The organism is Pseudomonas sp. GM25 (assembly GCF_000282255.1).
Lineage (GTDB): Bacteria > Pseudomonadota > Gammaproteobacteria > Pseudomonadales > Pseudomonadaceae > Aquipseudomonas > Aquipseudomonas aphyarum.
Genome location: NZ_AKJQ01000038.1, coordinates 162,078 through 178,596, shown reverse-complemented (window position 1 = coordinate 178,596; position 16,519 = coordinate 162,078). Strand labels below are relative to the sequence as shown.

The 16,519-nt window shown below is 56.7% G+C and carries 21 protein-coding genes and 1 pseudogene; 9 read left to right on the top strand and 13 right to left on the bottom strand.

Features of this window, described 5'->3' with window-relative positions; genetic code table 11:
* Positions 1-46 precede the first annotated feature (46 nt).
* A complete protein-coding gene (locus PMI24_RS15060; protein WP_007955328.1) occupies positions 47-514 on the bottom strand; it encodes a metallophosphoesterase family protein in 468 nt (155 codons plus the stop codon).
* Between the two features lie 161 nt (positions 515-675).
* Between PMI24_RS15060 and PMI24_RS15055 the strand changes: the two genes are divergently transcribed.
* Both PMI24_RS15055 and PMI24_RS15050 read left to right on the top strand, forming a co-directional pair.
* Positions 676-924 (top strand): hypothetical protein, encoded by a 249-nt coding sequence (locus PMI24_RS15055; RefSeq protein WP_045121764.1) that lies wholly within the window; start codon positions 676-678, stop codon positions 922-924.
* Positions 925-1,208: 284 nt separating this feature from the next.
* Positions 1,209-1,685 carry a hemerythrin domain-containing protein gene (locus tag PMI24_RS15050; protein ID WP_007955324.1) on the top strand — a complete coding sequence of 159 codons (477 nt, stop codon included), beginning with the start codon at positions 1,209-1,211 and terminating at the stop codon, positions 1,683-1,685.
* 57 nt (positions 1,686-1,742) lie between these two features.
* Here PMI24_RS15050 and PMI24_RS15045 read toward each other — a convergent pair whose 3' ends face one another.
* On the bottom strand, positions 1,743-2,552 hold the full coding sequence (locus tag PMI24_RS15045) for a DUF1206 domain-containing protein (protein ID WP_007955323.1): 810 nt from the start codon (positions 2,550-2,552) through the stop codon (positions 1,743-1,745).
* Positions 2,553-2,696: 144 nt separating this feature from the next.
* Here PMI24_RS15045 and PMI24_RS15040 point away from each other — a divergent pair, with 144 nt between their 5' ends.
* The 3 genes and pseudogenes from PMI24_RS15040 to PMI24_RS28880 all read left to right on the top strand — a co-directional run bounded on the left by PMI24_RS15040 (position 2,697) and on the right by PMI24_RS28880 (position 3,925).
* Complete coding sequence (locus PMI24_RS15040) at positions 2,697-2,936, top strand: hypothetical protein (protein WP_007955322.1); 240 nt, start codon at positions 2,697-2,699, stop codon at positions 2,934-2,936.
* Between the two features lie 111 nt (positions 2,937-3,047).
* Positions 3,048-3,209: pseudogene (locus PMI24_RS28885) on the top strand (LysR family transcriptional regulator); the annotation flags it as partial.
* 302 nt (positions 3,210-3,511) lie between these two features.
* Entirely contained in the window at positions 3,512-3,925 is a 414-nt protein-coding gene (locus PMI24_RS28880) for a hypothetical protein (protein ID WP_007955320.1), read from the top strand.
* Between the two features lie 781 nt (positions 3,926-4,706).
* On the opposite strand, the gene PMI24_RS15030 is transcribed toward PMI24_RS28880, so the two are convergent.
* Positions 4,707-5,069 carry a DUF6124 family protein gene (locus PMI24_RS15030; RefSeq protein WP_007955319.1) on the bottom strand — a complete coding sequence of 121 codons (363 nt, stop codon included), beginning with the start codon at positions 5,067-5,069 and terminating at the stop codon, positions 4,707-4,709.
* Between the two features lie 475 nt (positions 5,070-5,544).
* Between PMI24_RS15030 and PMI24_RS15025 the strand changes: the two genes are divergently transcribed.
* On the top strand, positions 5,545-6,090 hold the full coding sequence (locus tag PMI24_RS15025; protein ID WP_007955312.1) for a GNAT family N-acetyltransferase: 546 nt from the start codon (positions 5,545-5,547) through the stop codon (positions 6,088-6,090).
* A gap of 69 nt (positions 6,091-6,159) precedes the next feature.
* Here PMI24_RS15025 and PMI24_RS15020 read toward each other — a convergent pair whose 3' ends face one another.
* The gene (locus PMI24_RS15020) at positions 6,160-6,867 is read right to left on the bottom strand and encodes an SDR family NAD(P)-dependent oxidoreductase (RefSeq protein WP_007955310.1); all 708 of its coding nucleotides are present in this window, start codon (positions 6,865-6,867) and stop codon (positions 6,160-6,162) included.
* Positions 6,868-7,066: 199 nt separating this feature from the next.
* Positions 7,067-7,516, bottom strand: coding sequence for a hypothetical protein (locus PMI24_RS15015; RefSeq protein ID WP_045121763.1), 450 nt, complete (start codon positions 7,514-7,516; stop codon positions 7,067-7,069).
* A 325-nt stretch (positions 7,517-7,841) separates the two neighbouring features.
* Here PMI24_RS15015 and PMI24_RS15010 point away from each other — a divergent pair, with 325 nt between their 5' ends.
* Together PMI24_RS15010 and PMI24_RS15005 are read left to right on the top strand one after the other, a co-directional pair.
* Positions 7,842-8,363, top strand: coding sequence for a MarR family winged helix-turn-helix transcriptional regulator (locus tag PMI24_RS15010; RefSeq protein ID WP_007955302.1), 522 nt, complete (start codon positions 7,842-7,844; stop codon positions 8,361-8,363).
* The gene (locus tag PMI24_RS15005) at positions 8,360-9,562 is read left to right on the top strand and encodes an FAD-dependent monooxygenase (protein WP_007955300.1); all 1,203 of its coding nucleotides are present in this window, start codon (positions 8,360-8,362) and stop codon (positions 9,560-9,562) included. The genes PMI24_RS15010 and PMI24_RS15005 overlap by 4 nt, the downstream gene beginning before the upstream one ends.
* A 3-nt stretch (positions 9,563-9,565) precedes the next feature.
* Here the strand turns inward: PMI24_RS15005 and PMI24_RS15000 are convergent, their stop codons facing one another.
* From PMI24_RS15000 to PMI24_RS14970, 7 genes are all read right to left on the bottom strand, one after another.
* The gene (locus tag PMI24_RS15000) at positions 9,566-10,483 is read right to left on the bottom strand and encodes a bifunctional helix-turn-helix transcriptional regulator/GNAT family N-acetyltransferase (RefSeq protein WP_007955299.1); all 918 of its coding nucleotides are present in this window, start codon (positions 10,481-10,483) and stop codon (positions 9,566-9,568) included.
* A gap of 57 nt (positions 10,484-10,540) precedes the next feature.
* Positions 10,541-11,233 carry a phytanoyl-CoA dioxygenase family protein gene (locus tag PMI24_RS14995; RefSeq protein ID WP_007955298.1) on the bottom strand — a complete coding sequence of 231 codons (693 nt, stop codon included), beginning with the start codon at positions 11,231-11,233 and terminating at the stop codon, positions 10,541-10,543.
* Positions 11,234-11,254: 21 nt separating this feature from the next.
* On the bottom strand, positions 11,255-11,578 hold the full coding sequence (locus tag PMI24_RS14990; protein ID WP_007955297.1) for a gamma-glutamylcyclotransferase family protein: 324 nt from the start codon (positions 11,576-11,578) through the stop codon (positions 11,255-11,257).
* Between the two features lie 66 nt (positions 11,579-11,644).
* On the bottom strand, positions 11,645-12,682 hold the full coding sequence (locus PMI24_RS14985; protein WP_007955296.1) for an alpha/beta hydrolase family protein: 1,038 nt from the start codon (positions 12,680-12,682) through the stop codon (positions 11,645-11,647).
* Positions 12,683-12,700: 18 nt separating this feature from the next.
* On the bottom strand, positions 12,701-13,132 hold the full coding sequence (locus PMI24_RS14980; RefSeq protein ID WP_007955294.1) for a bleomycin resistance protein: 432 nt from the start codon (positions 13,130-13,132) through the stop codon (positions 12,701-12,703).
* A gap of 37 nt (positions 13,133-13,169) precedes the next feature.
* Positions 13,170-13,652, bottom strand: coding sequence for an HIT family protein (locus PMI24_RS14975; RefSeq protein WP_007955292.1), 483 nt, complete (start codon positions 13,650-13,652; stop codon positions 13,170-13,172).
* A 255-nt stretch (positions 13,653-13,907) separates the two neighbouring features.
* Positions 13,908-14,783, bottom strand: a complete 876-nt coding sequence (locus PMI24_RS14970; protein WP_007955290.1) for an alpha/beta fold hydrolase — start codon at positions 14,781-14,783, stop codon at positions 13,908-13,910.
* Positions 14,784-14,910: 127 nt separating this feature from the next.
* On the opposite strand from PMI24_RS14970, the gene PMI24_RS14965 reads away from it, so the two are divergent.
* On the top strand, positions 14,911-15,501 hold the full coding sequence (locus PMI24_RS14965; RefSeq protein ID WP_007955288.1) for a CGNR zinc finger domain-containing protein: 591 nt from the start codon (positions 14,911-14,913) through the stop codon (positions 15,499-15,501).
* Between the two features lie 19 nt (positions 15,502-15,520).
* On the opposite strand, the gene PMI24_RS14960 is transcribed toward PMI24_RS14965, so the two are convergent.
* Complete coding sequence (locus PMI24_RS14960) at positions 15,521-16,441, bottom strand: aromatic alcohol reductase (RefSeq protein WP_007955287.1); 921 nt, start codon at positions 16,439-16,441, stop codon at positions 15,521-15,523.
* Positions 16,442-16,519: the final 78 nt, after the last annotated feature.

The window sequence follows — 16,519 nt, the reverse complement described above, 5'->3', positions numbered from 1 at the left end:
TTTCAGTGGGGCAGGCTTTTTTCTGGATGGGGGAACGGTAGCGGTTTCAGGCGGGGGGATTCAGCAGGGAAATCAGGCGCGGTTCGATGCGGTCGGGTTGTATCTCGAGGATCGCCAGCGTGACCGGCAACTTGAAACGCCGAGGGCCGGCACTGCCGGGGTTTACGTAGAGACGCTCACCGCGCCATTCGATGCGGGGTTTGTGGGAATGGCCGGTGATGATGAGCCTGATGCCCGGATCGAGATCGGCGGGAACGTCGGCGATGTCGTGGACGAGGAGGGTTGGCCAGCCGTTGAGGGTAAAGGTCAAAAGGTCGGGGAGGTTTTCGGCCCACGGGCTGTTGAGATCGTTGTTGCCGCGCACGGCGTGGACGGGGGCGATTTTGGCCAGTTGGGCGAGGATATCCGGGTTGCCGATGTCGCCGGCGTGGATGATCTGGTCACAGCCCTGGAGCGCGGCGAGGGCTTCGGGGCGGAGGAGGTTGTGGGTGTCGGAGATCAGGGCGGTTTTCATGAATATCTCCGTTGATGTTTTGAAAGACGAATTGCTGGTTCGGTTATATATGAAGTCATTTAACGGTAACAAATAATTTGAACCGCTTCAGGACGCTCTCGCCTAATGATTAGCTTGTGAAAAATTTCATAGGCAATGTGCCAATACCGGCACTTCGAGAGGTGGTCGACGTGGCTAAAGAAGAGAAGAAAAATAAAGGTGAGTCCTCGAAAAATGCCAAGGAATTGAAAGACAAAAAATCGTCCCCGGCGAAAAAGTCCGCGGCCGCCTCGGCGCTTTCCAAATCGTCTGAAAAGAAAGACAAGAAAAAAGATGCCGAACCAAAAAAATCTGCAAAAAAAACTGATAGCAAGTCAACCAAAGCTAAGAAATCAGAAAAAGCAGAAAAACCGGCGAACAAGAAAAAGTGATATCAGCTAGGGCTACTGGCCCTAGCGTCCTCCGTCTGTATCCAATCGTTATTACCTCTCGCAGCAATTGCCGCGTAATGACTCACTTCCGCTATTTGCAATCACCTCAACCCCTACTCATGCAGAGTGCATGCTTATATTTGGCCATCACATTACGCAACTCGTTGATATTTAATGCCATTTAAAAGCTGAGGTGCTGGCACAGAATATGCGCGATCTATCTGGAATAACGCGAGAATTGCCGACCTGGATCGGCGAACAATAATCCGTGATAGAGGCCTCAAATGAACGCCATCGACCTTCTGAAAACTGACCACGAAAAAGTTAAAGGTATCCTGAATCAACTCAGTGAATCCACCGATCGCGCATTAAAAAAACGTGCGGAGTTGCTGGACAAGCTTGAACTGGAAATTACCATTCATACCCAGCTCGAGGAGCAGATTCTGTATCCGGCTTTCAAGGAAGCAGGCGGTAAGGAACAGGATGAGATGTACTACGAGGCGAAAGAAGAACACCGCACGGTAGATTCACTGGTATTGCCAGACCTGAAGTCCACCGATCCTTCTACACCTGAGTTTGCCGGCCGCGTGAAGGTGGTAAAAGAGCTTCTGGAACACCATATCGAGGAAGAGGAAACCGAGATGTTTCCCCAGGCCAAAAAGCTGCTGGGCAATGCCAAGCTCGAGGAGTTGGGCAAGGAAATGGAAGTGATGAAAGCTTCACTGAAGAAAAGCCTCAGCGGGTCGAATATGGCGGCCTGAACGAATAGATAGACGGACCTGCGGCGCGATCAAAAGCCCGGCTTAATGCCGGGCTTTTCATTTGGCTACGCCTGGCACATCCATGTTTATCTTGCGCCAACACGCTTCAGAGAAACTGTAAACCGAGAAGGCAATCAGCCCCAGAGCCATCACCATCAAGACAAGCCATCCAGCGGGTAGATTCTGGAGTGCGTCCAGCGCTTCCTTCATGCCGGGTGGATCCATGGCTTGATATGCAGAACCGCTCACTGCCAGCAGCAAAGCGATTTCCATAAACACGACTCCGCGGGCGATCAGGCCGAATCGTGACACCGGACGGACGTAACGCATGACCTCGTCGTCGGCCTCAAAATACTTTTCGAACGAAGCCTTCCATCCCTTGATGATGTGAGCCACTCCAACGCCCAGTGGTATGAGCGCGATCAGATACAACAATAAATTCGAGTGTTCCCACGACAGAAGATGCGCCAGCCAGTCTTTGGTCTGCTCTCCTGAATGGCTCGAGCTTCGGGTGCCGCTTACGAGCAGGCCCAATGCGAAAAACGCCAGAGCACCGTTGACCAAACCTCCTGCAAACAGGCCTGCACGAATCACCAGACCCTTGAGTTGCTTGCCGTGATGATCGACATCGCGTACGGCTTGCAGGACACGCCAGGCCGAAAATGCAAGCAGACCCGCGACCACAAGTCCCACCAGAAAATAGCCGAACGGTTGGCTCAGCAGGGCCTCCAGGCTCTTGTGGCTGTCCTTCGGTTTTGTCGAGTCATGGGCTGCCATCAAGGCAAATATACCGATGATCAAATAGAGCATTCCGCGGGAGGCGTACCCACCCCGAGCGAGTATTACCAGGTTGCGCTGCGCGGACATTGGATTTACTTCCGAGAGGTCATAAAAGAGCAGACCGTCCTTTCTGGAAGGGGTTCTCTAAATTCATGAACAGCCATCTACTTGAACTATAAGCTGACCACTCAGTCGGGATAGGTGCCGATTACTATTCTGAGGGTGTCATCCATGCGCAATTACACGATCACGTACCTGTTCAACGACCAGCCCCGTACCCATCAGCTCGAACTGAAGCAGCCTGAGTTGCCCATTCAGGACGCGGCCATGCACTTGTTGCAGTTACATTTCGGGGATGGCGAGAACAGTCTGATCATGCCTGATGCAGACTCCACACCCGAGGAGGTTATCGAGCAGGCGAGTCTGGTCGGAATCACTCGAATCGAAGTGGTGGATACCCAAGGCGAGTAGAGCGATCCGCTCCGACGTTGTTGATGGCCTCAAAGCACATGGCTCACGGGTATTGCTGCAGGATGGCCATTGTTGCAACCTCATCGTTCATTTTTTGTATGGGACGAGGGCATGGACTGGAGTGACATGCGGATTTTCCTGGCGATTGCCCGCAGCGGCTCGCTGGGGGGTGCCGCCAGGCAGTTGGGGGTCAGTCACCCGACCGTCGGGCGACGTCTGCAGGTGCTTGAGCAAACCAGCGGGCAAGCCTTTTTCCTGCGGACAAGAAAGGGGACCAAGAAAGGGGACTGATTTATTTTTTGAAAAAAATATCAGTCCCCTTTTTTAGTTTGAAAATATTTTTTTCACGCGGAAACTTAGAGTGCAGTGCTCAGTCTGTATGGATAATGGCACGCTGCCACCTTCGCGGATCGGAGGGTATCGAAAGCGGTCCAGTTTCTCATGACTTTATCAAGGAGCTTCATTCACTAAATTCCTCATGTTTTTTTCTTGCTCGCCAATAACTCAAGTGTTCGTGCGTGGTCGCGCGACCTAATGATCTTTCCGGTGATATCGAGTTTTTTCAGGGAGTTTTCATGAAGCTTAAGATGGCTTTGTTGGGGGCGGTCTTGTCTGTTTTACCGCTGTATCAAGCCCTTGCAGATAGTTGCAGTGCCAATATCTATGGTGGGTACGAGTGTAGCTACGATGATGGTACGACCTCTTCCAGTAGTAAAAATATCTATGGCGGACAAGATACCCACTATAGCAATGGCCGGACCTCGCAAAGCAGTGCCAATATTTATGGCGGGCAGGATACTCACTACAGCGACGGCAGTACGTCGCAAAGCAGTGCCAATATTTATGGCGGGCAGGACACTCACTACAGCAATGGTAGTACGTCGCAAAGTAGTGCCAATATTTATGGCGGACAAAACACTACCTACAGCAATCGAGGGTCGTCACAAAGTAGCGCCAATATCTATGGTGGATTCGATACAAGGAATTAGTAGCTAGTATTAATGTATGGGCCTGGCTGTTGAGTTGAAGCGTTAAGGACGTTTTTTCTTGAGAGTCAGGCCTTTTTTGTAGGTGGGAACGGGGTGGTGAAAATGAATTTGCCTCTGTTTTTTGACTTGTTTTTTCGGAAAATAAATCCGTCCCCATTTTTTAGCCGCTTTAGATACCCCCGAAACCGAAAACCCAGAAAAGTAAAGCTCTGCTTCTATGCCCCTCATACTCCGATTTACTATCAAGCTGTTTTCGACAATAAAACAAACTGATAATGGCTGGGATAAACAGCAAGGTGAACAACCATTGAAATACATCTGTTGATTTCAAGGCGATCGCCACAAGTAAATTAATTAGAGTCATGCCAATAATGAATAAGTTGTATCTAATATGTCGACGCTTCATTGAAGCAAAGCTTTCCCAATCATAAATCAGCCAGTCGTGGGAAAAGTCGTCGCATTTAGGACACCTAAGGCTTGGCGGAAGCTTGTCTGCGATATAACCGCAGCTAGGGCATCGAACGTTCATGGCGCTATCCTGACACTCTCTCATTAGTTGACATGCCATGTCGTGGTAAGCGCGAGATCTATCGAGGGATAACGCGATAGGGATGACGGCAAGCCCGACTACGATAAAGAGGTTAGCAGGACACAATCTATTTGCCCGTAGTCTGTCCACCGACTGCTTTTGGCTGAAAGCTGCCATTCACCATGGCAGCTTCGGCCAACGCTCATTCCCTCTGTCGTTCCGAACTAGCCGGTCACCAAAGAGGGGTAGCGTTTAGCTGTTCACCTCAACATGATCCAACGCCTGATTCACCGCCAACTCACTCAACATCACCAACTGCGCAATCCCGATCGCCGTCTTGCGATGGGCAGGCTCCAGCGTTGCCGCAAAATTGTTAAGCATTTCGCTCGCCGATCCCAATGATTCGCTGGCGTTGGCCAATAAGGATTCGGTGTTGTAGGCCGGGTTAGCCAGGTACATCGGGTCGTGCTTGTGGTGGCTGCCCATGATGCGTTGCTGCGGGGTGAGGTAGTGATCGAGGGCGCGTTCGGCGGCTTCGTTGAGGGTTCGGGAGTCGGGGAATTTGTAGGGGGAGACCGGATCGGTTTCTGGTGGGTTCGGTGTTGGTTTGAACATGGATGAATCCTCTAGCGCGATTACCAAAAGGAACCATCACCCTTCGCTACCAAACGTTGGGTGGCGGCCATACGCGGGTTGGTAGACCGGTCGCACTAGAACCCGGCGCCCACGAATGAGCCCCACGCATGACCACCATGAAATCCGAGCCCCGAGATGGGACTGCACACGGTGACGCCATGAGTCTAGAACGAAGCGGGCTACCAAACCCCATCACTGTTTTTCAGTGACCCGGAAACGATAAAACCCGCGTCCCAGACGCACAAGCCGGCGGATTCTGGCGTAGTCGTAGGCAATGACGCAAGGCGTTGTAGCCTTGAGGAAGTAACGCTGAGTGTCTTTAAACAGCGAAGTCCAAAACCCTTAAACAACCTCCGATGGCTCCTTCAATAACCGTCGTATTGGATCTTTCCCCGGTGCGCTGCTGCCATAGACTGGCTACATCCCCGAGCCCCCAGGAAAGGACACCACCACCGTGCACGACTTCAACTGGCAACCCGCTTTGTTCGGCAGCAGGTTAAAGCTCCGACCGCTGACCGACAGTGATTTCGAGGACATGTTTCTGGCCGCGAGTGATCCAGGCATCTGGGCCGGCCATCCCGCCAGTGATCGCCATGAACGGCCCGTGTTCGCGGCGTATTTCGCCGCTCGATTGGCCACCGCCAAAACGCTCACCATCACCGATAGCGAGTCCGGGCAGATTGTCGGGATGTCGAGCTACTACGTGCCGCCCGACCTGCCGGAAAGTATCGCCATCGGGTACACCTTTCTGGTGCGGGCGCAGTGGGGCGGTGATGCCAATCGCGAGTTGAAGGATCTGATGCTGGCGCATGCCTTCAAGGCGTACGACACGGTGTATTTCCATATCGCGCCTACAAACATTCGCTCACAAAAAGCTGCGCTGAAGATCGGGGCGAAGCACTTGTATGACGCCGAGTTACAGCTTTCCGCTGTGTCCGCCTGGTGCCAGTGTTACGGGCTGACAAGGGCCGTTTGGGAGGCGTCGCGACAGAACGCCTGAGCGATGCCTTTGGATCAGAGTGTTCCGCAAAGCCCTTCACGACCACCGAAAAGGGCTCTGCACCATCCATTACCGCCCGGCGCTCTGTCCGCCATCAACGTGCAGAATCTCTCCCGTAACGAACGCCGCCGAATCCAGAAACACAATGGCGCTGGCGATTTCGCTCGCTTCGCCCATGCGCCCCAGCGGGTGGAGGGAGGCCAGCAATTCGTAGTATTCCTCGGTATGCATCGGCGTCTTGGTGACGCCCGGAGCAACGGCGTTGACGCGAATGCCTTGCTTTGCGTACTCGATCGCCAGCGAACGGGTCGCTGCGCTCAAGCCACCTTTGGTCAACGCCGCCAAGGCCGACCAGGCGCCGCTGATGCCGTTTTCTATGCTGCCGGTCACGGTCACCACATGGCCGCTGCCGTGCTTTTGCATTTCGGCGAGGGCGAGTTGGGTGATGTGAAAAAAGCCCGACATGTTGACGTTCATGACGGCGTTGTAGTCTTCGAGGGTGTGCTCGGTGAACGGCTTGCCGATGTAGATGCCGGCGTTGTTCACCAGGGTGTCGATGTGGCCGAATCGCGCGACCGCTTCGCTGACCACACGCTGCGCGGTGGCTGGATCACCGATGTCTCCCGCGACTGTCAGGATGTTCGGATCGTCCGATGGCGTGATCTTGCGGGACGTTGCGACGATCCTGTAGCCGAGCCCTCGAAAGGCCTTGACGACTTCAGCACCGATGCCCTGTGACGCACCGGTAACGATGACAACCTTTTGTGCTGCACTCATGGTTGTTGCTCCAGAAAGGTATTTGTTTGGCTTGGACGCCGATGGGGCCGATAAAGCAAGGCCATGGCGCAAGTTTAAAGACCTGACTGTGGTGTCTGTCATGCACGGGTATTGGCGGGAGATACATGCGTATGAGTGGCTTAGCACTCAGGTATGTGCACCAGAAAAGCAGAAGAGAAAAAGCAGAAAAGGGGATGGTTCACCACCAGGATGGAGCGTGCGGTGAAACCTTGAAACCAAGAGCCTCCGGGTTAACGAGTAGAGAACTGTCCCTAATCAAAATCATACCTTCGTGCAATATAACGCTTGCGTCCCACTCAGCCTTCTCGGGGTGATAAATGCACAAGCTGTCACACTCGCCAATAAAACAACGCTCATTAAAAGCAATGGTTTCAATTAAGTCAGCGGTCACTTGAAGTCGTTGAGTGCATCTGCCCGCAATGTTGCCGGGGTAGGTTGTAACCGGCAAAGCATTGACTGTGGTAGGGGAGTTCGTATTGAAGCCAATGATGCTTTCAGCCCTTGATTCCGGGTAAAGCCAAATCACCAGCTCAAGTCGTGTTTTATTCGGAAGATTGGAAAGCCATAGAATTTGCCTGTTAAAGCTTTTTTCTGTGATGTAGAGCATCTCATGTGTTTTACCTGTCATTTCGGCACGCCTCATTCCCTTTTTTTGCCCGCCGTAACCAACTCAACGCAGAAACACCAACGTCACTGTAAAACGCCCCCCTGCGGGCCGTCTTTCGGGCTGTCTATCAAGTAACGCGGCCCGGTTTGCAGCGTCAGGGTCTGGCCGCCGATTTCGGTAAAGGCTGCAGCAAGGGTGAGCGTAGGCAACAGGGAGCAGCGCGCCATTTTTTCTCGAAGAATTGAGCGGCAAGGACGACTTTTACAAAACTAGCTAAGCAAGTTAGCTATATGCTAGTGTCGCTCACCTCAAACCGAACCCCTCGATCTCCGGACAAGACCTGCGCATGTCATCACCTACATCTCCGCCCAATCCTGCCGAAGACCCGCGCAACCTGCAGATCGCCAGCGATGCCGTGGGCCAGCAGTTGCAACAGATCGCCATCCTGACCCGTGCAGCGGCCGGCCAATTGGGCGTCGCGCTGGGCATCAATCAGACCGACGTGGCGGCGCTGGAGCATCTGATCACCGACGGGCCGTTGCCGCCGACCGAGCTTGCTTCGCGTCTGTCCGTGACCACGGCGGGCATCACCCAGGTCATCGACCGGCTGGAGCGCGCCGGGCACGTGGTGCGCGAGCGACAGCTCGACGACAAGCGCCGGGTGCTGGTGTGCCCGGTGCCGGCGTCAGTGGTGCAGGCCTATCGGCATATCGCGCCGATGCTCAATGGGCTGAGCGCGGTGCTGGGTGCACTCGACGACCGGGATCGCGCGGTCATCGAGACCTTTCTGGGCCAGGTGATCGAGGTCTACCGCAACACATTGCCGGGCAAAACGACCGCCACGTCTGAAACGCAGGACGCAAAATGAAACCACAGAAAATACTCGTCACCGGTGCAAGCATCGCGGGCCCAGCGCTAGCGTATTGGCTGTCCCGGCACGGCATGGACGTCACGGTGGTCGAGCGGGCGCCGGCGTTTCGTGATGGCGGGCAAACTATCGATGTGCGCGGCGCCGGGCGTGAAGTGGTGCGGCGCATGGGGCTGGAGGAGCTGATTCGGGCGAACACGACGCACGAGCAGGGCATCGCGTTTGTTGACCGGGACAACCAGACCAAGGCGTTCATCGGGGTCAACGCGTTTGACGGGGACGGGCCGATCGCGGAGCTGGAAATCCTGCGTGGTGAGCTCGCCAAGCTGTTGATCCAGCACAGCGAGAACCGGGTCACGTACCGATTCGGCGACAGCATTGAAACCATCGAAGACGATGGCGAGCAGGTTCACGTGCGTTTCGAGCAGGGCGGGGAGCAGGTTTACGATCTGGTAATCGTGGCCGAAGGGATCGGTTCAACAACCCGCAATCAGGTGTTCGGCGATGAAGTAAAGCGGCGCCCCCTCGATCTCTACACGGCCTATTTCACCGTGCCTCGACAGCCGAGCGACGGCCAGGTGATGCGCTGGCACAACTTGCCGGGCGGTCGCTGCGTCTGTTTACGTCCTGACAACCTCGGCACCACGCGCGCGTTTTTGTCTTTTCAGCAGGCGCCGAGCGGATACGAAAAGCTTGCGCAGGACGAACAGAAATCCCTGCTCAAAAAACTGTTTGCCGATGCCGGTTGGGAAACGCCTCGCGTACTCGCTGCGCTGGATGATACGACTGACCTTTATCTGGAAGCGGTGGGTCAGGTCAAAATGCCCCGTTGGTCCAAGGGGCGCATCGCGCTGCTCGGGGACGCGGCCTATTGTGCGTCGCCGATCAGCGGCATGGGCACCAGCCTAGGGTTGTGCGGCGCCTACATATTGGCCGGAGAACTCGGGCGCCACGCCGATCACCGTCAGGCCTTCGCCGCCTATGAAGCGCTGATGCGTCCGTTCGTGGCTCAGGCGCAAAGCGTGCCCAAGTTCGCCCCGAGACTGGCCTCGCCGCATTCGCGTCTGGGCATTGCACTCGGCCATGCCGTGCTGCGGATGGCTACTGCGCCGGGGCTCAAGAAACTGTTCGGCAAAATACTTTCGCCGAAAGCCGACGCCATCGTCCTGCCTGACTACGACGACTCACCGCGGGCATAAACCTCACAACTCGATCGCCCAGGTCTGACTCACCAGCTCTTTGCCGAAGCTCTGGATCGGCTCTTCCTCGACCAGCTCAAACCCCGCCCGCTGATACAACCGGCGGGCATCCACCAGATTGCTGGTGGTCCACAGAATCATCTTTTTGTAGCCGACATCACGGGCAAACCGCAGGCATTCCTCGACCAGCCGATTGCCGATTCCCAGGCCCCGCGCGCTGGCATCCACGTAGAGCATGCGCAGTTTCGCGGTGGTTTCGTCGTGGCGGATCACGAACACCGAACCCACCACCTTGCCGTCTTTCTCCGCAATCCAGCAGCGCTCGCCCTTGGGGTCGAATTCGCGCAGGTATTTGGCGACAACCTCTGCCACGAGCGCTTCGAACTCTGAATTCCAGCCGTATTCACGGCTGTAGATCGCCGTCTGCTGATGTACCACCAGGCCCATGTCGCCGGGTTGCGGATCGCGCAGCAGATAGGTTGTCGGTTGGCCACCTTCGAGCAGGGTTTGAATCTGCTTCATGGAGGCGATCAGTTGCAGTTGCTGCGGTTCGGCCAGGCGTTCGAGCAGGGTGATGACCTCTTGCCGCGAGGCTTGCTCCAGCGGCGCGAGGATCTCGCGGCCGAGGTCGGTGATGTGCAATTGACTGGCGCGGGCGTCGGTGGCGGAGGGGACTTTCTGGATCAGGCCCGTTTTGTCGAAACCGCTGATGAGGCGGCTCATGTAGCCCGCGTCGAGGCCGAGCATCTGGCGCAGGTCGGCGCTGGTCAGGTCGCCGCCGGAAGCGAGTTCGTAGAGGATGCGCAGTTCTGTCAGCGAGTAATCGCTTTGCAGCAGATGCTCCTGCAACACGCCGATCTGATGCGTATAGAAACGGTTGAATTGCCGAACGATGTCGGCGCGGTCGGTGATTGCGGACATGGTGGGATGCTCATATGTTTGCCTCAGGCAACTATATAGTTGCCTGAGACAATCAAGTCAAATGAATGATTCCCTGATCCCGAACGCAAAGTCCTCCGGATCGAACCGCTCAGTCGTGTCCATTTGTATGCTTCTGAGGCCCACCGTTTCCAGGTGTGTGGCGTAGAGCGATTCGGAAAAACAGGTAATCAACAGGGATCGACGGCGTGCGCCGCTGGCGTTCAGGCTGCCGGCGTGGATCAGGTCGGCATCGAAGATCAGGATGTCGCCCGCGTTGCCGGTCAGTTGCACGGATCGGGACTCGTCAGTGAAGTCGAACGGGGGCTCGCTCAAAGCAGGGCGATGGCTGCCGGGGACAATGCGGGTTGCACCGTTTTCCGGGCTGTAATCGTCGAGGTACACCAGCGCGTTGACGGTGTCGCCGGGGCGTTGCGCCGACAAGTCGCGGTGCAACTGTTGGTGGCCGCCATTGGCGAGCGGTTCGCGGCCCTCGACCTGAGAGAGGAAGAACCGTTCGCCGATCAACTCGCCGACCACCGCCAGCAATTGTGGCAATCGGCACACGGCCTGAACAACCGGGTCAGTGTCCAGCTGCGAATGGCGCCAGTCGCTGCCACGGGGCACGGGCCATTCGCTTGAAGGCTTCACGCCTGCATCGAAGACTGCACGCAGATTGTCCAGCCATGTCGGCGCAATTGCCTGGCGCAGCAGCACGTAGCCGTTTCGATGGAGTTGCTCGCGATCAGCCACAGATGTCCTCGGTTTTGTTGGCTACCGCAGAGCGTAGACAAAAGCCTCAACGACGGCGCCGTCATCCAGCGTCACCTTTGTCAAAACCCGCTGATACTCCGCCCCTTCAAACTCATCCAGCGCCGCCCAGTGCAGGTGGAAATTCTCGGAGGCGAAGACGTAGCCTTCGATCACATCGCCATCCTCGGCAATCACCAGCCCGGGAAAGCCCATCGCCGCGCCCCACCCGGCCTGCGACAGGCGCCCCTTCAGCGAGGCGGCCTGCCACGTGCCGCCGATGTTCAGCATCACATGCTCATTTGGCCGGCCAGGGCCCAGGGTTCCATAAACGAAGAGATGCTCCACGATTGCTCCTGCCAGTCAAAAAGGGAGGGATCCTGACGTATGCGCGGTGTGCAGGCAACAGCGCGATCAGTTCTGCACCGACCGACTCAGAAACCCGTCGATCAACGCCACCACCTGTTGCTGGATCACCTCACGCGATCGAGCGCCGCCGTCCGCGCAAATGATGCCGTCGCCTGGCGAATCTTCTTCGAGCAGCGCCACGGCGCCGGGCTTGCACAAGGACATGAAGCTGAAATGGCTGGCGTCGCTGATCTCGACATACTGCGAGGTGGCCGAAGGCAGGCGAGTGGCGAGATTCGCCGATTCCAGTTGGGCGGGAAGGTCATCGGACGGCACGCCCGCGCCAATCACCAGTGTGGGAACCGGCAGAGCGGCGAGGCTGGCGTCTGTCATACCGCGTGACAGGCCCAAATCCAGTGACACGATGGCGCTGACGCGTTTGTCGCTCAAGTCTGAGCTGATCCGGTTCTTCGCTTCCGGTGTGTCGGCGACGTTGATCGTCTTGTAGACCGAGCAACTGGCGAGTTTTTGATGGACTGCGCAGTCCTCGGCAAAACGCTCGGGGTCGAAGCGTGTGCCGGCGATTTCCAGAGCGGTCCAGCCGCCGAGCGAATGGCCGGCGACTGCAATTCGGCCCTTCGAGACTGCGCCAAATTGCTCCGGTTGAGCGGTGACCGCATCGATCACACGGCTGATGTCGGCAGGCCGTTGCCACAACTGTGCAGCGGCTTTCGGACTGCGGTCATGCGTCGTGGTGCCAGGGTGATTGACCGCCGCGACGATGTAACCCTGACGGGCCAGCGCGCTGGCGAGCCACGCCTGATTGCTCCAGTTGCCCCTGAACCCGTGCGAGAGCACCAGCAATGGATGATCGCCGGCTGTTGGCGGCGCCTCGCGCACCGCCGAAGTCCCGACGAAGACTGCGTCGTCGGCAATCAATTGCGCGGGCGCGGTGGTCTTGGCGGGATACCAGACAACCATGTCCAGCGGGCGCTCGTTGTGCGCGTCCGCCAGCGTGGCGGAGCGGAAACCGATGGGGTTTTCGTCAGCGTTTGCACTGGCTGAAAGGCAGATCAGAAACAACAGGCCAAAAACGTTTTTCATTGTTTTTATCTTCCTTGATCAAATCCGGCAAACAGGACGTTCGCCCAGACGTTGTACCAGTCTTACGAGATAACCGTCCGGATCCTGAACGAGAAATTCACGCTGGCCGACTTCGACATCGTTAGCGCGATACCAGGTGTCTTTGCAGGTTTTATAGAGTGAGACCTGAGCGGCGCCCAATTTCTCGATGATGGGAGCAACCGCCTCAACGTCAATCTGCAGATTGACGCCTCTTCCGAAGGGCTTGCTCAGTTCCGCCGTCAGCCACTGGCCTGCATGCGGTTCAACCTGCTCAAGCATGACTTGAGCGCCATTCAGGTCGAGGTAGGCGAAGCCATCTTCAGGGCGTTGATAAGCGATGGTGAAGCCCAGGCAGGAAACCCAGAACGCGAGGCTGGCCTGCAGATCCGTGACCATCAATTCTGGAACCAGTTTGTTCCGTTGAAACATGGGGTGAAATTCCTTTTCATTCGGTTCGATGAGTTGATCACTTGAAGGCGTTGCGCAGTGCTTCAATCACCTCTTCAACAGAGTGGCCCTTGATGGCCGGCGGATTGGGGTTCTCACCAAATTCTCGCCAAACGAACAGCGTCAGTTCTGCGCCATCGGTTGATGGCAAGAGATTCTCGGCGTAGGCAAAAGACTCGAGCAGGCGATAGCGGGAGTCTTTCCAGAACAAGTCTTCGACCCAGTCATAGACCGGTATGAAATGGAAGTGGAAAGGTAGACCCGGCTCATGGCCGAAGCGGCCGACATAAAGACGCTTGGGCTTCAGATGATGCTCAATGATCTGCTGGGTTCTGGCGAGCAACCCTCCGAGCTCCGCCAGTGCCTCAGTCGACAGCTCGGCCAGTGAATTGGTTTTGATCCTGGTTCCCAGCATCAGATAGCCGGGAAGTGCACTGGCCAGATGGTGGTTGACGATCCAGTGCTCGGTTTCATGAAGAATGAAGCGCGGGGCAATTTCCATGTGCCATAGGTCCTGGGGCAAGCGGTGCGCCAGCGTAGCAAAAGTGCAGGTCTTTCAGCTGAAGACAGAAAAATAGATCTGTCCCCATATGCTTCCATATGCTTGCGACAGCTACCCATCAGGCATGAAAAAGCCCGGCGGATAAGGCCGGGCTTTTGTCGAGTGCTGCTGTAAAACCGGCATTCAGACGGTGCGACGTTCGATCAGACCTTCGGCAACCGCATCGCTGAATAGCGGATCAGTGCCTTTTGTTCATCAGTTTATGGCCTCGCCCAGCACTTCAACAATTCGCCGGGCGATGTGCTCGACATGGGTTTCCAGCGCGAAATGCCCGGTGTCCAGCAACTCGACCACGGCCTGCGGATTATCGCGTTTGTACGCTTCTGCGCCTGGCGGAATGAAAAACGGATCGCCTTTGCCCCAGATCGCCAGCGTTGGCACATGGGTGTCGCGGAAGAACTGCTGGAACGCGGGGTAAAGTTTCAGGTTGTTCTGATAGTCGTAAAACAGGTCGAGCTGGATGTCCTTGTTGCCTGCGCGTTCCAGCAGCAGCGCGTCCAGATAATAGGCCTCAGGGGCAATGGCTTCGGGATTGCTCACGCCTTCGACGTACTGCCAGCGCGTGCCTTCCAGATGCAGGATGGCATCGTTGATCACCTGCCGATTGGCCTGCGACGGGTCAGCCCAGTACTGACGGATCGGCGCCCAGGCGTCTCCAAGTCCTTCGAGATAGGCATTACCGTTTTGCGAAATCATCGCGCTGACCCTCTCCGGGTAAGCCAGGGCCAGACGCAGGCCGGTGGGCGCGCCGTAGTCGAAGACATACATCGCGTAACGCTTGAGTCCCAGTACATCGACGAACTGGCGAACGGTCTCGCCAAGAGCATCGAAGGTGTAGACGTAGTTGCGCTCCGCCGGCACTTCAGTGAAGCCGAAACCGGGCAGGTCAGGTGCGATCAGGCGGTATTTGTCTGCCAGCAGCGGGATCAGGTCGCGGAACTGATGCGATGAACTCGGGAAACCATGCAACAGCAAGAGCACCGGCGCATCGGCAGCGCCCGCCTCGCGGTAGAAAACCTTGACGCCATCGGCTTCGACGGATTTGTAAGCGACGGGAATGTGCTGAGCCATTTGCTTTCTCCTGTAACTGTTTAAATGTGTTTATACGGGTTACTGGATTTAATTTTGCACGGATTTTGTAACTGGTCAAATCTTTTTTATGGGTTACAATTCGCTCATTGATTTCCGAGAGGTTTACATGACCGATTCCCTGAACACCCTCGAACGGCCCGCGCCACTGCTGCTGGCCGATCACCCGGCGCTGGACTTGCTCAACACCCGGATGGTGGTAGAAGGGCAGCGACGCGACCTGCTCGATTCAGATGCCGATGCAGCGCTCTGGCTGGAACAGATCGGTTTTGGCCCGGCGACGGACATCACCGCAGGCGACGGTCAATTGCTGGCGGGTGTGCGCAAGTTGCGCGAGTGCATCGAGACGCTGATCGCTGCTCGACTGGAGAACCGCGCAGCGGATCCGTCCGCGCTCAATGCTTTTTTACAGGGGGCGGTTCCGCAACTGGTCTGGGAAGAGGCGGGCGGGCCGGTACTGGATCGTTTCCGGCAGGGCGACGTCAATCGTCAACGCCTTGGGCGCCTGGCGTATGCCGCGGCCGAATTGTTGGCGGAGGGCAATTTCGAACTCGTGCGTAAATGTGAAAGCCCGGACTGCTCGCTGATGTTTTACGACCGCACCAAGTCGCACAAGCGCCGCTGGTGCAGCATGGCGCTGTGCGGAAATCGGCATAAAGTCGCCGAGTTCCGCAAGCGCCGTCAGGGTGTCGCACCCTGACAGGCTGGACGTTACCCGGTCAGAGCAGGTGCTGTTCGATCCACTTTGCAACGGTGGTGGTGTTGATGTGCCGCTCGGCGTTGTAGGTGCACGCTTTGTCCCAGGCAACACCTTTGCCCTGAGCGAACACGGCCCGGTATTTGCGGGTTTGATCGGTGGGAGCAGCGGCGAGGTCGGCCATGAGTGAGGGCACTGTCCATTCGATGCGCTCGACGGTTTTTTCGAGCATCCAGTCGACTGTGTCGGCCAGTTGGCCGTAGGTGAGGGTATCGCCAGCGGTGTAGACCACCTGATTGCTCAATGCGGGGTCGAACAGAATGGCGGCGGTCAGCCGACCGATGTCTTCTGGTGTGGTGACGGTGACGGCGGTGTCCCAACTGCCCAGCGCGCGCACGGTGTTGCGGGCCAGATCGACCACGCCGAATATCGGTTCGAACAGAAAACTGGTGAACATGCCGGTCGAGATGATCAGCCATTGCACGCGGGACTGGCCACGCAACAACTGGCGCACGTCCAGTTGCTCGTCGAACAGATCCTGCGGACTGCCACGACCGATGACGTCGTAGTCGACGCCGAACTGCCACGGCACATAGCGTTTCACGTCGGATTGCAACGCGGCGCGGGCCAGCTTGAGTTGCGTTCCGGCGCCGGAGACGAATCCCAGGCAACTGACCACGGTGTCGAAACCGCTGAACACGCTGCAAAGCTGTTCCTCGGAGTCATTGACCACATCTCCAGGCAGTACGGCGATCCCGAGAGTTTCAAGTTGCGCAAGGGTTTTGAGCTTGGCGGCTGACGCACTGTCGGGCTCCGACGGACGCAGCATGACCGTGACGCTGGTGGCGCAAAGGGCCACCAGTTCGCGAAGTACGGCCATGCCCAGTTCGCCGGCGCCCAGCACCAGAATGTTGTCGGTTTTTGCGGGGGTGTACGGTTGCATCAGTGACTCCTGGATAATGCTCGGCAATGAAGGTCCTTTTATCCTGTCACCCTTGAACAACGTTCAGAAGAAGGCACA

Excerpts from the sequence above, each read along its gene's own strand:
- PMI24_RS28880 (WP_007955320.1), top strand. The coding sequence starts at position 3,512 with ATGAAGCTTAAGATGGCTTTGTTGGGGGCGGTCTTGTCTGTTTTACCG.
- PMI24_RS14970 (WP_007955290.1), bottom strand. The coding sequence starts at position 14,783 with ATGGCTCAGCACATTCCCGTCGCTTACAAATCCGTCGAAGCCGATGGC.
- PMI24_RS14965 (WP_007955288.1), top strand. The coding sequence starts at position 14,911 with ATGACCGATTCCCTGAACACCCTCGAACGGCCCGCGCCACTGCTGCTG.
- PMI24_RS15015 (WP_045121763.1), bottom strand. The coding sequence starts at position 7,516 with ATGACAGGTAAAACACATGAGATGCTCTACATCACAGAAAAAAGCTTT.
- PMI24_RS14960 (WP_007955287.1), bottom strand. The coding sequence starts at position 16,441 with ATGCAACCGTACACCCCCGCAAAAACCGACAACATTCTGGTGCTGGGC.
- PMI24_RS15005 (WP_007955300.1), top strand. The coding sequence starts at position 8,360 with ATGAAACCACAGAAAATACTCGTCACCGGTGCAAGCATCGCGGGCCCA.
- PMI24_RS15060 (WP_007955328.1), bottom strand. The coding sequence starts at position 514 with ATGAAAACCGCCCTGATCTCCGACACCCACAACCTCCTCCGCCCCGAA.
- PMI24_RS15000 (WP_007955299.1), bottom strand. The coding sequence starts at position 10,483 with ATGTCCGCAATCACCGACCGCGCCGACATCGTTCGGCAATTCAACCGT.
- PMI24_RS15010 (WP_007955302.1), top strand. The coding sequence starts at position 7,842 with ATGTCATCACCTACATCTCCGCCCAATCCTGCCGAAGACCCGCGCAAC.
- PMI24_RS15050 (WP_007955324.1), top strand. The coding sequence starts at position 1,209 with ATGAACGCCATCGACCTTCTGAAAACTGACCACGAAAAAGTTAAAGGT.
- PMI24_RS14980 (WP_007955294.1), bottom strand. The coding sequence starts at position 13,132 with ATGTTTCAACGGAACAAACTGGTTCCAGAATTGATGGTCACGGATCTG.
- PMI24_RS15020 (WP_007955310.1), bottom strand. The coding sequence starts at position 6,867 with ATGAGTGCAGCACAAAAGGTTGTCATCGTTACCGGTGCGTCACAGGGC.
- PMI24_RS15030 (WP_007955319.1), bottom strand. The coding sequence starts at position 5,069 with ATGTTCAAACCAACACCGAACCCACCAGAAACCGATCCGGTCTCCCCC.
- PMI24_RS14975 (WP_007955292.1), bottom strand. The coding sequence starts at position 13,652 with ATGGAAATTGCCCCGCGCTTCATTCTTCATGAAACCGAGCACTGGATC.
- PMI24_RS14985 (WP_007955296.1), bottom strand. The coding sequence starts at position 12,682 with ATGAAAAACGTTTTTGGCCTGTTGTTTCTGATCTGCCTTTCAGCCAGT.
- PMI24_RS15045 (WP_007955323.1), bottom strand. The coding sequence starts at position 2,552 with ATGTCCGCGCAGCGCAACCTGGTAATACTCGCTCGGGGTGGGTACGCC.
- PMI24_RS15040 (WP_007955322.1), top strand. The coding sequence starts at position 2,697 with ATGCGCAATTACACGATCACGTACCTGTTCAACGACCAGCCCCGTACC.